Source organism: Leptothoe sp. LEGE 181152, assembly GCF_032906605.1.
Taxonomy (GTDB): domain Bacteria; phylum Cyanobacteriota; class Cyanobacteriia; order Phormidesmidales; family Phormidesmidaceae; genus Leptothoe; species Leptothoe turfae.
This window is the reverse complement of record NZ_JASATU010000056.1, coordinates 1-16,212: the sequence shown is the minus strand read 5'-3', so window position 1 is coordinate 16,212 and position 16,212 is coordinate 1. Positions and strand designations below refer to the sequence as shown.

7 protein-coding genes are annotated in these 16,212 nt (G+C 49.5%); 5 read left to right on the top strand and 2 right to left on the bottom strand.

The window, feature by feature from the left end; translation table 11 throughout:
• Positions 1 to 267 precede the first annotated feature (267 nt).
• The 3 genes from QGP82_RS25605 (at position 268) to QGP82_RS25595 (ending at position 13,591) form a co-directional block, all read left to right on the top strand.
• Entirely contained in the window at positions 268 to 12,474 is a 12,207-nt protein-coding gene (locus QGP82_RS25605) for a peroxidase family protein (RefSeq protein WP_499061430.1), read from the top strand.
• A gap of 48 nt (positions 12,475 to 12,522) precedes the next feature.
• On the top strand, positions 12,523 to 12,972 hold the full coding sequence (locus QGP82_RS25600) for a hypothetical protein (protein WP_499061429.1): 450 nt from the start codon (positions 12,523 to 12,525) through the stop codon (positions 12,970 to 12,972).
• 193 nt (positions 12,973 to 13,165) lie between these two features.
• A complete protein-coding gene (locus tag QGP82_RS25595) occupies positions 13,166 to 13,591 on the top strand; it encodes a hypothetical protein (protein ID WP_499061428.1) in 426 nt (141 codons plus the stop codon).
• Positions 13,592 to 13,643: 52 nt separating this feature from the next.
• Here QGP82_RS25595 and QGP82_RS25590 read toward each other — a convergent pair whose 3' ends face one another.
• Positions 13,644 to 14,087: a hypothetical protein gene (locus QGP82_RS25590; RefSeq protein ID WP_499061427.1), complete on the bottom strand. Its 444-nt coding sequence runs from the start codon at positions 14,085 to 14,087 to the stop codon at positions 13,644 to 13,646.
• Between the two features lie 118 nt (positions 14,088 to 14,205).
• On the opposite strand from QGP82_RS25590, the gene QGP82_RS25585 reads away from it, so the two are divergent.
• Together QGP82_RS25585 and QGP82_RS25580 are read left to right on the top strand one after the other, a co-directional pair.
• Entirely contained in the window at positions 14,206 to 14,505 is a 300-nt protein-coding gene (locus tag QGP82_RS25585) for a hypothetical protein (protein WP_499061426.1), read from the top strand.
• Entirely contained in the window at positions 14,456 to 15,178 is a 723-nt protein-coding gene (locus QGP82_RS25580; RefSeq protein WP_490795091.1) for a hypothetical protein, read from the top strand. Before QGP82_RS25585 ends, QGP82_RS25580 begins: the two co-directional genes overlap by 50 nt.
• Positions 15,179 to 15,231: 53 nt before the next feature.
• Here the strand turns inward: QGP82_RS25580 and QGP82_RS25575 are convergent, their stop codons facing one another.
• The gene (locus tag QGP82_RS25575; protein WP_490795092.1) at positions 15,232 to 15,573 is read right to left on the bottom strand and encodes a hypothetical protein; all 342 of its coding nucleotides are present in this window, start codon (positions 15,571 to 15,573) and stop codon (positions 15,232 to 15,234) included.
• Positions 15,574 to 16,212 lie beyond the last annotated feature (639 nt).

Here is a 16,212-nt window from a genome sequence, read left to right as displayed (position 1 = left end):
CAGGGGTACTTAATTGAAATTCTAATCAATGCAGCGGATTCTCTGGTCAGACCTTGGATACGGGGGCTGGAAACCCTTCTCTCCTCAGAGCAAGTCGCCATTAATTTGGGCAAAACTTAGGTATTAAATCCGTTTGACAGCAGTGGATTTAACGGTGTTGGTAACAGTGGCCAATGGTCTGGACTGGGTATTAGTGAAGCGCTATTACTGAGTGAGTTAAACGATAGCAGCAATCTGTTAGGGGACGAGTCTATAGTCTCTTCATTGTTGTCATCACCATTTCTCTCGAACAACACTTCTCGGTTTTCGTCCGGCGTTGATCCTCTAACGGGTCAGTCGTCTGCACTTCAAGCCTTTTTTGCGGCGACTCAAGCTGCTACAGAGGCAGGACTGCCTGACCTGACGACGACGCTCCAGTCGGTTGGTCTTAAGGATCGTCTCGTTCCAGGGGCCACCGGCAAACTGAAGGTAACGTTGTCTAATCAAGGGGGCTCTAACCTTAGAGATAAGGTTACCCTGACCGCCTATGCTGCACCGATTGATAATCACGATGCAGCGATTGAGATTGGTCAGACTATCCTGAAAAAACTCTCTCTTAAGGAAAATCAATCGCGAGAGTTTTCGCTTAAGGTTAACCTCCCCAAGGACGTCAGTGCTGGTGACTATCAGGTCTTTGTGGTTGCTAATGCCGAAAATGGTCAATGGGATGCGAACCCGCTTAACAATATTGCGGTGGAGTCGGCACCCAGACAAGTGGTGTGGCAGTTTGGCAATATTCCGGGCTATGGCCACAATGTGCCGCTACGGGTAACCGATAGCCGGGGTAAGGAAACGCTCTTTTCGCTTAGAGGACCGGGCTATGGTGAGATTATTGGTGGCTCTGACTTTAGTGAAATTATTCTTTACGGCACCGATGCATCGTCTCGTTTTTCTATTAACGGCAAAGCCAATACCCGCGTGGGCCAGATTCGCGTCAACGGAAGTTTAGATCGGATTCGGGCGACATCGGTGGATCTCTATGGTGGACTGTCGGTGAGCGGTAGCCTCCGGGAAATCAAGATGGACGATTGGATCGGTCCCCAGACGGTGGAGATTGGTCACGATGATGCCATTGGCGCTGTGCGTCATATTGAGCTGGATGAGGTCAATGATGTTACCCTGTCTTCTCAGACGGCCTTGGGCTTTGTCAAGTCGGATAGCTGGACCGATATCGATGGGCAGGCTGATGAGATTGTGGCTCCTTCGCTACGCTACCTGCGGGTGCGGGGAGATAGCGATGCGGATGTTTCCGTTGCTGGCCATCTGGGGCAGGCCGAGGTGTATGGCGACGTTACGGGCACCTGGCAAGCAGGCTCAGCAGATAAGCTCAGACTCGGGGACGATGCGGTGGATTGGTCCCTGGATGTGGACGGAGACCTCAACAAGATTGATCTTAAAGGCAACCTTTCAGGCACCATTGCCGCTGACACGATTAATCGTGTTCACATTAAGGGCGATGTCATCGATAGTGCCATTCTGGCGGGGGCCGATCTAGGGGCTGATGGCCGATTAGGTGGAGGTGATGATTCCTTTGAGGCGGGGACGCTCAAGCGCATTGGTGTGAATGGCACCGTCAGCAATTCTGTCATTGCAGCGGGCTTAGATCCGGTTGACGATGAAACGCTTAATGGAAGTGAACGACTGATTGCAGATAGCACAATGGGACGGGTAGATATTCGTACCCTCAGTGATGATTCTCGCATTGGAGCCACTGAGTTTGGGTCGCACCAGAAGATTAATGGCCGGTACGTCACACCTGCCGATGATGATCGGTATCTGACACCGGATAAGGTCCAAACCGATGGGGATGCACCGGTCCTAACGCTGGCATTACAGTCGGATACGGGACGCGATGCCACCGATGGCATTACCCAGACGCCGACGCTGGTGGGTACCGTTAATGATGCGAGTGATCTGGCCCGTGTCACCGTGAGCGTTGGTGAAACCAATCTCGATATTACAGACCAGGTACAGCCCGATGGCTCCTTTACATTGGATGAGACGGTCCTAGAAGCGTTGGTGGGGAGTGCGCTGATTGATGGCTCCTATGAGATTGCGGTCATTGCTGAAGATGTGTTGGGGAATGGGGCTGAGCCGGTGCGTGTCTCGATGACCCTGGACCGTACAGCGGCTGAGGTGGTGTTACTGAGTCCGTTGGTGGAGGGTACCCACAGTTCAAACGTTCATCTGTTGGGTCGTACCAGTGAAGCGGGTACGCTGAGCACCACGTTGGATGACGGGACGGCTGTTGATGTGGAAATCATTGATACCCTGGACCAGGCACTTCAGGCCCTGCCACTGGAAGATGGAGCCCATCAGCTTACGGTGCGTTTTCATGATGTGGCGGGCAATGTCACAGAACAGATTATTGATTTTGAGGTCGATGGCAGTGACTTTGTGATTGGGGCGACTGAGACCACTGGCTTTGCAGCTACTACAGACGATGAAATTCTCTTGGCTGAGGGCAATAGTTTTGTTACCCAGGCTCAGCTGCCGGTCTCGTTGGGACAAGAGGAAGGCCGTCGGATGCTTCGCCTTGCGGTGGATGCGAACTTTGATACGACTGATGAGACTTCGGTTAGTTCCGATACCTTGGCAGTGTATCTGGTCTCCTCAACAGATTCCGGTCAAACTCTGCTGGATAATGGCACGCCCGGTACCCCAGTCTTCTCGTTAACCGGTGACACGGCTGACTTTACGCCCGGATTGGTGACCTACGATGGGCAGTTTGTTGAAATTGATCTGATGGCCCTGGACACTGAAACTGAGGGCACCCTCGTCTTTCAACTGCTGAATCAAGATGGTGATACGGGTAGTCGCATTCACATTAGTCAGTTGACCAATACGGTGGACCCCGAAGGTACGGAAGCCCTACGGTTTGAAATATCCGATACGGTGGTGACCTTGGGCGGTGAGTTGGCCCTTGAGACTCTGTTGGCCAGTACGTCCATTGAGCCTGTCTTTAGTCAGATTCGGTTTAATGCGGAGACCGGGGACTATACGGCTCAGCTACAGCTACGCAATACGGGCGATACCTCCATTAGTCGGCAGGCGGTGGTGGTGTTTGATGCCTTGCCGGACGGGGTGAGTTTAGAAACCCTGTCAGGCACCGATGGTGATGGTAATCCCTATGTCAATCTCTACCATGCAATTCGTCCCGGTGGACTAGCGGCTGGGGCGCTATCGGATGCGGTTGAGATTTCCGTTAGCAACCTGGAGCAGTTGCAGCTGATTCTCAATCCCCAGGTATTAGTCGGCGGCCCGAATCAGGCTCCGGTGTTTGAGCCTATCGATCCGATTGAGGTGATGCCAGGGCAGCGCATTGAGATTCCGCTCAATGCTGTTGATCCCAATGGGGATCGCGTTACCTATTCGCTTCGCACCGATATCGATCTACCCAACGGGCGGTTGGATGGGACCGGTACGCTTTCCTTTGAGCCCTCCCCCAACGATATTGGCTTCTACAGCTTTACGGTGATTGCCTCCGATGGCACTGAATCAGTGGAACAGACGGTGACGCTTAATGTGGTGCCAGATCCGGTGACGACCACTCGCATCAGTGGTCGGGTGCTGGATACCAACGGGGCTCCTCTGGCTAATCTCCCTATTGAGCTGGGTCGCCTGCAAACGGTGACGGATAGTGAGGGCTATTTTATTCTCACCATTCCGGACACCAGCTTCCCCACCGATGAGCTGGACATTGATATTCCCTTTGGTGATCGCGCCTTTGATCCCTTCTTTACGGGCACCCAGGTGATTGACCTGCGCCGTACCACCTTTGATGGCACCACTGGCACGGATATTAGCAATCCGTTGCGCCATCCCAATCTGGTTAGTGCCTACATGAATGCCAGTATGGTCTATGGCAATGACACGCGCACCGCTGATGCGCTGCGTACACTGGATGGCACCGGCCAACTCAAAGTCTCGGAGAATAATCTCTTACCTCTCAACAATACGGACTTCTTTCCTGGTGGCCCCTTACCCAACAGCAATCGCAGTCTAAATGATCCGGCTACCCTATTTGCGACAGGCGATGTGCGGGCCAATGAGAATATGGGTCTCACCGCTATGCATACCGTCTTTGTGCGCGAACACAATCGATTGGCAACAGAAATCCAATCGGCCAATCCGGATCTGTCTGGTGATGAGATTTATAACCGGGCTAGAAAGCAGGTGGCGGCGCAGATTCAGCATATTACCTACCGTGAGTATCTACCGCTATTGATTGGCTCGGATACCCTGGAGACCTACACCGGCTATGACGAGATGGCAGATCCGGCCATTAGTCATTTGTTCTCAGCAGCGGCATTTCGCATGGGCCATACCCAGAGCTTTAGTGAGTTTCTGTTGGTGGATGACAATGGGGAAGCGCTTCCCTCGGTTTCGTTACGGGAAAGTACCTTTAACCCCGAGATTATTCATCAGTACGGCATTGATGCCATCCTGCGCGGTCTCTATGCTCAGTCGGCTGAAGCGATTGATACGAAGGTCATTGATGAGCTGCGTAATACCTTGTTTGGCCCTCCAGGGGCAGGCGGGATTGACCTGGCGGCGGTAGATATTGAGCGCGGTCGGGATGTGGGGCTACCGGACTACAACCAGGCACGAATGGATATGGGCTTAGCTCCAGTCACCAGCTTTGCTGAGATTACTAGCGATACAGCAGTGCAGGCCGTGCTAGAGCAGCTCTATGGCACCGTTGATGACATTGATGTGATTGTGGGTGGTTTGGCGGAAGACCATGTGCCAGGGGCCATGGTGGGTGAACTCTTCCAGACCATCATTGCTGACCAGTTTATGCGACTGCGGGATGGGGACCGTTTCTGGTATGAGAATGGTCAGTTTACTCAGGCGGAACTGGACAACATTCGCGGGACGACGCTGGCCAGTTTGATTCAGCGCAATACGGATATTACCTCCTTGTCGGACTATGTGTTCTCCAACCAGGGCGCACCCACGGCACCGGAGGCTGCTGGCACGGTCGCTAGTGCAACGGTGATCGAGTTTGGGGCCATTGATGGCAGTGGCCATGGTCAGCCCGGTCAGGGGCTACCGGGGGACTTGATGGGCGTCAACTATACCCAAGAGTATGGTGATGGCATTCGCTCAGTCGCTGGGGAGAATCGACCCAATACTCGGGACATTAGTAATGCCCTATTTGCTCAAACGGAGTCGATTCCTGATGCCCAGGGCGGTACTGGCTTTATGCTGGCCTGGAGTCAGTTTATGGGCCATGATCTCTCCTTTAGTCCAGCAGGCGCAGCGGACACGCTGAAATTTTACGGGACTGAGTATGAGAGTTCCACGGGAGAAGAGTTTCCTTATGTGGCAGAGAAGATTGATCTGGTATTGGGGCACAGTCTCTATGCTGGTGTAAATAATGTCATTGAGCGGCCTATCTATTTGCCTGCTCTCGATATTGCTAATAATCAGCAGACCACCGATAGTCAGGGCAATCTCACCGTTACCAACGACACGCTTGGTGCTGAAGTCTTTGTGACGGCGGGTGCGCTCAGTGACCGCGAAGGCAATCCATTTGACGGGCAGCTCACCATTTCTGAAGTGCCACCGGATTTAACCCCTGCCGTATTACCGGAAAATCTTGCCCCTGATTTGGTTGTCACTATTCAACCAGGAGAAATGGCCTTTGAGACGCCCGCGCAACTAACATTGCCCAACCGGGCAGGCTGGGCAGCAGGTGTGGAGATGGATTTATGGTCAATCAATCCCACCACGGGTGATTTTGAAATTGTCGGTAAAGGACGGGTCACCGACGATGGTCAATCGGTTGAAACCATTGAAGGCGGTATTCGTAATAGCTCCTGGCATATGTTTGTGCCACCTCCATTCGTCGCGCCGTCTGTTCTCTTTAATCTCTATCCGGGTATCAATCATGGCTGTCATACCTGCGAAGCCACGGCACCGTTAACATCGAATGCTTCTTTGAGTACAGGCGGTGTCGTCGAAGACCATCACCTGGTGACCTACCAGTCTCAAGGCACGACAAGAGGTGTGCAGTTAGTCTACGATTCTCTACGTGCAGATCCTCGACCCATTGTTCAGTTTAGCTACGAAAACCTGGATATCGACAACTTAGTTCCCCTCAGTGAGCGGAACACGCCTCGATTAGTGGCGTCCTTAAGCATCGAAGGTAATGGCATTACGTATCAGCTACCTGGCTATGACGGAGATGCTCTAGGACTCAATGGCGGTGAGCATTTTTGGCGATTACCAGACAATGATGAACCGGTTACAGCGGCACTCCAGGCAGATTTGAGTACCTTTGATTCAGGCGTCTATGACTACAACTTAAGGTCTGGAATTTATACCCGACAGCTTGTCAACAATCAGCTCCAGTTCATGGGGAGTTCCCTAACAAGCCGTAACCAGATCATCCATGTCAATACTGTGGATAGCGCATTGGGTAGCGGTTGGGGCATTGCCGGGGTTCAAAATCTAGTGCTCAATAGGGATGGCTCAGTACTTCTCATTGATGGCGATGGTACTGAACTATTGTTCGAAGCGCAGGGCAACGGCCAGTACAGTCCTCCTCCTGGAGACTTTTCTGAGCTGGTACAGCTCAGTGATGGCACCTTTCAACGTATCTTAAAAGACCAGACTGTCTATCAGTTTGATGACTCTAACCGATTAATCTCTGTTGTAGACCGTCAGGGGAATACCACCCAGCATTCCTACAGTACTGCAGGGCAACTAACCACCATTACCGATCCGGTTGGACTAGCTACCACGTTCACTTATACCGCTCAAGGAAAGGTCTCTAGTATTACGGACCCCACCGGTCGCGTCACTCAACTTGACTATGATGCCGACGGTAATTTAACCCGCATCACCGATCCTGATGACAGCCAACGTCAATTTAACTATGACGACGGACACCATATGACCGGTGAAACCGATAAACGTGGGTATCAAGAAGTTGCGGAGTACAACAATGCCGGTCGCGCTATCAAAGCTATTACCAAAGATGGCAGTGTGATTCAGGTAGAAGCGTCTGAAACCCTGGGCTTATTAAGCACTGAAGCGACCTCATCAATTCTTGAGGCACCCACCCTAGTGGCCGTTGAAGATACGCGACAAGCTACTTATCGAGATGGGAACGGAAATGTCATTCGCTATCAGTTAGACAATGCTGGTCAGATCATTGTCCGTGAGGATGGAGAAGGGGACTCAGGTTCCATCACACGCAATAGCCGTAATCTAATTACTCAGAGAGAATCTACGACTGAACTCACCTGGACCTATACCTACGATGAGCAGGGTAATGTCACGACGATTGTGGATGGTGATGACGTTACAACAACAACAACAACGTCTGACAATTCCATTGATTTTTCAGACTGGTCTACGATTGCGGTATCAGCCGGTGAATTAAAGCAATCACTGGTGCAGGATATCAATAGTGATGGCAATGCTGATATCGCGTTTGACCAGAATCTGGTGTTATTGAGTAATGGAGAGGGAGTATTTAGCCCAAGGACTGTTGGGGACTCACTATTCTTTGGGGATGTCATCTTAGCTGATTTTGATGGAGATGGCCAGCCTGATCGTCTCAATGGTCAAGATCTTAGACTGGGCGGTGGAGATGGCTCCTTTGGTGAGGGACTTCCTCTCGATCTGTATTACAACGTTGGAGATTCAACACCTGCCGCTGTCGGTGATCTAGATGGGGATGATGACATTGACTTCATTGATCAAGGGTCCGGTAGTGGGCTGGTGATTCAGCTCAACAATGGGGATGGCTCCTTTGATGAAGGGACGTATCTGCGCGGGACGTCATTCCGTAGCCCCACCGCTGTTGATATCAATGGTGACTCAATTCTTGATATTGTTGCCGAACGCGGTAGTGAGATCATTGTTTTACAAGGTGCAGGTGATGGTACCACCTTTACTGAAATAGGCCGTTACCAAGCAGGCTACTCCGATAAAACTGTACTCGGCATTGCTGATTTTAATGGCGATGATACTCCCGATATCTATGGGGCAACTGACTATTCTGATAGTGGTATTTTCCTAAATACAGGAACTGGCTCATTCTTGACTGACACGATTGGGATGGCTCAAGACATTGTTCCATCTGCATCTGCCATTGGCGATCTTGATGGAGATGGGGACATTGACATTCTGGATGTCACTGATCCAGGGTCTAACGCTAATGGTCTTGCTACTCTGAATATCCGATTGAATGATGGTCAGGGTACATTCTCAGATAGCCGTGAGATTCTATTGCCAGATAGCTTGCAAACACGCTTTAACCGTGATGATATTCGGACCGCTGTGGGTGATGTAGATGGCGATGGAGACCTGGATATCTTGTTGGGAGATGAAAGCCTACTGTTTGTCGCTCTCAATCGTCCAGATGAAGAAATTGTTATTACTAATGGGCGAGAACGTAGCTATACCTACGATGAGACATTCAGTCAGCTGACATCAGTAACCGATGAACTTGGACGCCAAACGCTCTATGAATTAGATGACCAGGGAAATCGGATAACAGCCACTCGCGTTGTCGGGCAGCTGGATTCTGCCAGCAGCGGTCCTAATGATGATGTAATTACCCGCTACACCTACACCAATTCAGGGCAGCTGGATACGATGCTCGATGCCCTCGGACGAGAAACCGATTATGACTATGATCTCTATGGCAATCTGATTCAGATTACTGCTGCACTTGGCACAGACGATGAGGCAATTCAACAGTTTGAATATGATGCGGCAGGGAATCAAACTGCGGTCATTGATGCCAATGGCAATCGCACTGAATATGCCTATGATATTCTCAACCGTATTGTTCAAATTACTGAAGCAGATCCCAATGGGGCCAGTGGAGTCGCGGCTCCCATCACTCAGTTCGCCTATGACGCAGCGGGCAATTTACAGCGCACCGTTGATGCCCGCAATAATGAAACAGCATACGTCTATGACGAAAAAGGGCGGGTGCTTGAGTGGACCGATGCCGATGGTGGCACGACTCGAAATACCTATGATGAGTCCGGCAACCTGGTACGGGTGGTCAATGCCCTGGGTCAAACGACACGCTATGACTATGACAGTCGAAATCGTCGTATTGCGGTCACTGACGCGGCAGGGAATACCACACGATTCCACTATGACCAGAGCAACAATCTGATTGCGTCTATTGATGCGCTGGGCAATCGCACTGAGTTTGACTACGACAAACGCAATCGGTTAATCACAGAGACGGATGCCCTCGGACATACCACCCAGTATCAGTACGATGCAACCAATAATCTGGTAGCGCTCACGGATCGACGAGGAAATTCAGACACCTATGTCTATGACGATCTCAACCGCTTAACTCAGATTACGGATGCCCTGGGTGGCACCCAGGCTTTTTCCTATGACGCGGTGGGTAATCGACTCGCTTCAACTGATGAACGCAACAACACAACAGCGTATCAGTACGATGCTCTGAATCGACTCGCTGAAACAACTGATGCGCTGGGTGGCACTATTAGCTACACCTACGATGATGTCGGTAATCGGCTGAGCACCACCGATGAGCTAGGTCGCACTACACGCTATGGCTATGACGCCCTGAATAGACTCGTTCAAATCACAGACCCACTGAACCACAGCACTACCTTTGGCTATGACGCCGTGGGTAATCAAACTCGCATCACCGATGCCCTGGGACGCACCACACGCTATGGCTACGATGAGTTGAACCGACAAGTATCCAGGATCAATGCGGTGGGAGATATCAGTACCAGCCGGTACGATGCGCTGGGGAATGTGATAGCGACAACCGATGAGCTAGGCCGCACAACGAGCTTTGAGTATGATTCACGGAATTGGTTAACCCAAGTCCAGGATCCGCTGGGCCAAGTCACCAGCCGTGGATATGATGCAGTGGGCAATCTTACTGCATTGATGGATGCTCTTGGAAATACGGTCCAATACACCTACGACAGTCTCTATCGGCAGACGGTGATCACCGATGCAACTGGTGCAGAAACCGCTATGACCTATGACGCCGAGGGGAATCTCTTAAGCCTCACCGATGCGTCCCAAAATCAAACAACCTATGCCTACGATGCCTTAAACCGGCAGATAACAGATTCAATTACGGTGGATAATGAGACGCTCACCCGTCATTATCGGTATGATGCGGTGGGCAATCTGACAGGGATGGAAGATCGTAATGGGCGAGAGACGGTCTTTACCTACGACGCTCTGAATCGGCAGACTCAAGAGCAATGGGTGGATGCGCAAAACAATTCACTACGCGAGATTGACTATACCTTTGATGCGGCCAGCCAGCTATTATCTCTCAGCGATCCTGATGCCAACTATACCTACGCCTACGATGACGCTGGGCGACTCACCTCGGTTAGCAATGTGGGTACAACCGGTGTTCCGGAGGTTACCTTCACCTATGGTTATGATGCGGTCAATAATCTCACTTCGGTGGACGATGCGATCAATGGGGTACAGGCGGGCACAGAAGCCTTTAGCTACGATGCCCTGGACCGGGTGACCCGGATTACCCAAAGTGGCCATGGGGTGGCACAGAAGCAGGTGGATATGGCCTATGACGCGGCCAGTCAGATGACGGGGCTGAGTCGATATAGTGATTTGGCTGGTACGCAGTCTGTGGCGGAAACCGTTTATGACTACGATGCCGCTGGGCGTCTTACCGATCTCACCCATCAGCGAGAGACCAGCGTTATTGCCGACTATGGATTGAGCTATGACGCGGCGAATCGGTTGACCCAGTTGGTGACTCCCGATGGCACCAGTGATTATGGCTATAACAATCGAGATGAGCTGACCAATACGGACCATAGCTATCAGACGGATGAAGCCTATGACTATGACGCCACTGGCAATCGCACCACCTCCACTACTGGAGAGCATAACCGTATTCTGGAGGATGGGACCTATACTTACGAATATGACAACGAGGGCAATCGTACACGGCGAATCGAGATTGCCACTGGGGAGGTTACTGACTACACCTGGGACCAGCGGAATCGGCTGACGGCGGTAGTGACGACAGACAGTGATGGCACTGTCCTGACAGAAGCCGCCTATACCTATGATGCCTATGACCGACGCATTGCTAAGGTCGTTGATGCGGATGGAGATGGGGCTGAAGCGCCCACAGAAGAGCGCTTTGTCTATGACGGTGACCACATTGCTCTGGTATTTGATGGGGAGGGCAATCAAACCCATCGCTATCTCCATGGGCCACAGGTTGATCAGGTGCTAGCGGAAGAAACTGCAGATGGCGAAACCCGTTGGGCACTAACGGACCATCAGGGTACGGTGCGAGATGTGATTGATAACCAGGGCACGGTGCTCAATCACATTACCTATGACAGCTTTGGCCAGGTTACCAGTGAGACCAATCTTGATATCGACTTCCGGTTTGGCTATACCGGGCGGGAGTTGGATGATGAGACTGGATTAATGTACTACCGGGCACGGTATTTTGACCCGGCTGTTGGAACATTTGTCAGCGAAGACCCACTGGGCTTTGATGCGGGGGATGCGAACGTTTATCGCTATGTCTTTAATAGCCCAACAAACTTTACTGACCCTTCCGGTAACATTGCCACCCGTATCGTCCAACAAGGCGCTTTTGGCCTTTTACGACGAGGAGGAACACAAGTTTTATCCAAGGTTGGAGCCTTGGGGTCACGAGTTCTTGGCCCCGTAGGTGCTTTAATAGCGGCTGGAGATATTATCAATGCTGGCTCTACCTATGATGACAGCTGGTATCGTGAACCAACGCCAAGATACCGTGGAGATATTGATGGTGATAATCGTGTCCGTCGGGCTAATGCAAATAAAACAATTACAGCAGTAGACCCACGAGAATTTGATCCTAACTGGGGAGCACGTACACAGAGTCCACCCATTCGATTGCCTGATAATACAGCTTCTCCTCGGACCAATGTAGAAGGGCTCAATGAAAATGGATTGCTAGGTGGTGGTTTCTGTGAAGGGTTAGCCGATATATTAGATGGTCTAGCAGATGTGTTTCCGATACCTCAAATAGACCCTAGAGACTTTATTCTAGATATAAATCTCGGCGATAGCATTTGGGAACAGTTCGATGATGATGAAGCAAGTCAAAGAGGGTTTGATGCTGAAGCTGGGAAAATAACTAATCCTGGTTCATGGATTACCCCAGAGAGTAAATCACGAGAGAGATACATAGCTGATCATTATGGAAACCATGGAAAATACGTTGGTGCTCATGACCCTCAAGAATATGTTGACATATCTGAAAGATTCAAAAAGAAAGTTATTTCAAATAAAATCTCTCCGACACGAATTATTCCAGGCCCCACGCCTAATACACGAGAGTATGTGATAGGTGATACCTATATTTGGATAGGTGGCAATAATGAGATAGTTTCATTTGGGGAAGTTTGGCACTAGGCTAAGAGAATACAAATATATCCAATCGTCTACTTACAAATGTTGATCATGAAACATAGCTTCATTTGCCTTGAAGAAGGAACTGTTAAGTACAACGAATATTACACTTACCTTCAACATGAAAGTAACATTAATTTTCGTGATGATTTCATGCGTTACATTAGTGACACTCTCTCTTGGATACCTAGCATCCATATTGCTGGTATGCAATATAAGAAATCATCAGGTTTATTTCTTGACGGATGTACTATCGTTAATCAGAATGGAGCACTGCTATTGGAAAATGCAATCAAGTGTTGGACAAAATTATTCGCTGTGGCACCTGAATCATTTGAGTTAACAGGTCCTGCGTTGATAAACGCAGATAATCAATTTCAAGGTGACTTTTATAAGATACATGTTGAGCGTGATCGTCTAGTAGAGAATCTTGATCGACTTTCTAAGGAAGCCCAAAAAGTTACTCGAGGAAAGCACTACTTACTTCACATAGGTCTTTAGAAAAAGTTTTAGCAGCCTAATGGATCGTCAAATCGAGTTAAGGGCCAACATAGTCCTCAGGAGCTTAAGGCTTTGGTTGAAACACTTGAAGCCGTCAAAATGGGGTAGTCCATCAAGAGTAAGGATATCGATCATGATAGCTATAAGCTAATGCGTATCTACTCAAGGGAGCGATGTGTCCAGATGTCATCAGATGAATATTAATGGAAACGCAAGCTTCAACATAGCAGAAGATTTATTCGAAAAAAACCAATATGAATCAGCTTTTGAAATATTCGAGAAATTAGCAGAAAACGAACAAAATGAGGCTTGTATTCGTGCGGAAGCATGCAATATGCTGGGCATTATAATTTCAGGACCATGCCCGTATTTATCCGAACGCAACCATGAGGTTGATGAGTCTGGGGTTCAATACTTTAAAGCTGCTATGACTCTTGATCCTAAGAATATTGGTGCTGCCCACAACATCATTGATGCTTTTTACGAAGGTCCTACAGGCCATCAAGATGTTAACCTCGCGAAGCAAGCATGTGAGAATCTAATGCGCTGGAATCTGACAAAAATTACGCCTGAGGAAAAAGCAAAAATTAGTAAAATTCTAGAATTAGAAGATTTCTAGGTAGTTTATTAAATCAGCTAACTTACAGTCCCAAGAACTTAGCTAGAAGCTATTACCGCTCCGCGTACACAGCAGGTCCGTCAAACACATAAACCATGTCACCATGCTGGTCAGGAGCATCAATGAACTGATAGCAACCATCCAGCTCTGCTCTGGTAGCGTCCTGCTCACACTGGGTTTTCACATCTGGAAACGCCTGCTCTGAATACCGCTCATCGTGAATAAAATCAGCAGGTGAATCATAAGCACCGCGATAATTCTCGATAAATATCCGCACCCCATCATCAGGAGAGAACATATCATACTGCGCTTCAGACCACGCCTCGTAGAGCTTAACTACAATATCTGGACATGAAATACCCACTTTCTGTTGCAGAACGGCTACATGCTCTGGAGTTAAGTCTGAAGAACCGAGTAGTTTAAGGTGCGGAACAAGCGGGGAGACTGTTTCGTTTGCACATTCACTGCCTACTGTTTTTAGTGACAGGCTACTCATCAGTATAACCCCAAATTAACACTTTCAAGCTTCATACTCTTTCCTCCATATAGGTTTGACTAAAAATCTCTTCTTAAATAAAACATTGTTCTATTTAAGTCTACTCAAAGAGATATGTATGAAACTTAGCCACCTAAAACAGATAGAAACTCCCGATATAGACCTCGCAGAAGCATCCGCAGCCGTCCAGAAAACACCGCTCTGGAAAATGGCCAAAAGCACCATGAGTCGTCTCGGTGAAACCCTGGATAACACAACTAAAGCTATCCGTGAGACAGTCAAAACAGAGGCAAAATCAGGGGTACAGATTGTTCGTAATGCTGTCGCTGCCAAGGCTGCAAACGATGAACTCGTGAGGGACTTGAATATTGCTAAATCCCCGATTGGAAATAGTTGCTATCCCACAAGAACAACTTGAACAGCTACAGGCTCTTGCTGAGACGGCCCACGAGGGCATCAAGGAGCAGGCTGAGGCTAAGCTTGAGCAGGTATTGCTAGCGAATGACACCACTGTCACTACTCGGACTGACGTAAGAGCAGCGCTTGAAACGCTTAGCGAAGAATCTCTCAATGAAACCACCAAGCTGAGAATGGACATCAAGGCGACTCGGGCTGAGATTGAACGGCTTAACCGGGCAGGTACTCCTGTTGATGTAGACGCCGTCTTTGAGCAGGTTAGGGCTACTGAATCAAATCCAGACACGGATCGGTCTCGAATCGTTTCCTATATCGCTGGTAGTGGTCAACAACAGGACATTCCTCCGACGGCCACTCCTGAAATTGTGATGGCACCAGATACTCCGATTGATATGGCCACTGTCAGGGCAATACCAGCGTCAGAAGCCGTTGCAGTAGCTCCTGACTATGCGGAACTGAAAGCCACACTTAAGGATAAGAGTCAGGAACAGTTACGGAAAATTGCCCGTAATATTAACAAGATTAATAAACCACTTGGAAAGCCAACAATCCCTGGCATCAATAAAAAGGGAAATCGAGATAGCCTGCATGAAACGCTCATCAGCGATGCCATGCTAGACGTCATCGCTGACAATGGGCTGCTCTACCAAAATACGGCCCCGGTTGCTGCCTAACAGTTTTGAGATCGCACCTCTTCTTTGGGGTGCGATCACCCTCTCCCCTACTCCTAACTCCCCCGTCCAAATAACTCCATCACATTTCCGACGACCTCAGTACCGATAACTCCCTCATCATCCACCGGGATAAAGTACCTAGCATCCCACCGTATCCGCTCATACTGGCACCCTGCCTGCTCAAGAAGCTTGGCAGTGGCATCGCTTATTTTGCCGGTCACTTCAATTCGGTACTGCTGCTCTACCATGGACCGCTTTAGCGCATATCCACTCCCAAGCGGAATCTGACTGCCATCATTGAGCACCGCGTTATACACCTCAGCTGGAGTCAGGGATATATCAGCACTAACCCCCATGGCTTTAGTAATTTCCTCTACCGATTCTGGCGCTATCATCCGGCCCAGGACCCGCTCACCGTTAGTAAGCTCAATCTTATAGACCGTGGGGTCTTCCTAGCTCATGGTGTCCCAGACAGGCAGAAGCAGACCTGATACCAGGTACCCTTTGGATTCTGTATGGGTGGGAAGCTTGGCCACCTGTGTATCCCACGCCTGCTTCCATTCATCGATCCCAGTTTGAGACTTCAAAGGTATCAACTCGGCTCATCAGGGTGGTATTGGGCCGCAATAAACTAACTCGTTCTTCAAGGACTCCATGCTTATTAGTGACCGGTCTTGCCTTGATACGGACAGCCGCATTTTTTGATTCTGCATTTTGGTATAGCCGCTCATACCAGTCATCTGGATAGTCTTTCTTTACCTGGGTAAGGGCTGCATCTGAAGAGAGGATAGAGACTTTTGTTTTTACGTCAAACTCTAAACAGGTAGTTGTACTTTCTGTCGTTGGATGAGTGTAGAGCAGCGTATTACCAACCAGAGTAAAGGTACTATCCCTTAGAGCTTTTACACCCCAGGGAGAATTCGTTCAAGGTATAAAAACTACAATGCCTGAATAACGTATGTTTGGGGTGTTGAGGATGTCAGTCAGTCTAATCGAAGAGTTGAAAACTATTCGTGATTTTCGCTCTGGCAAAG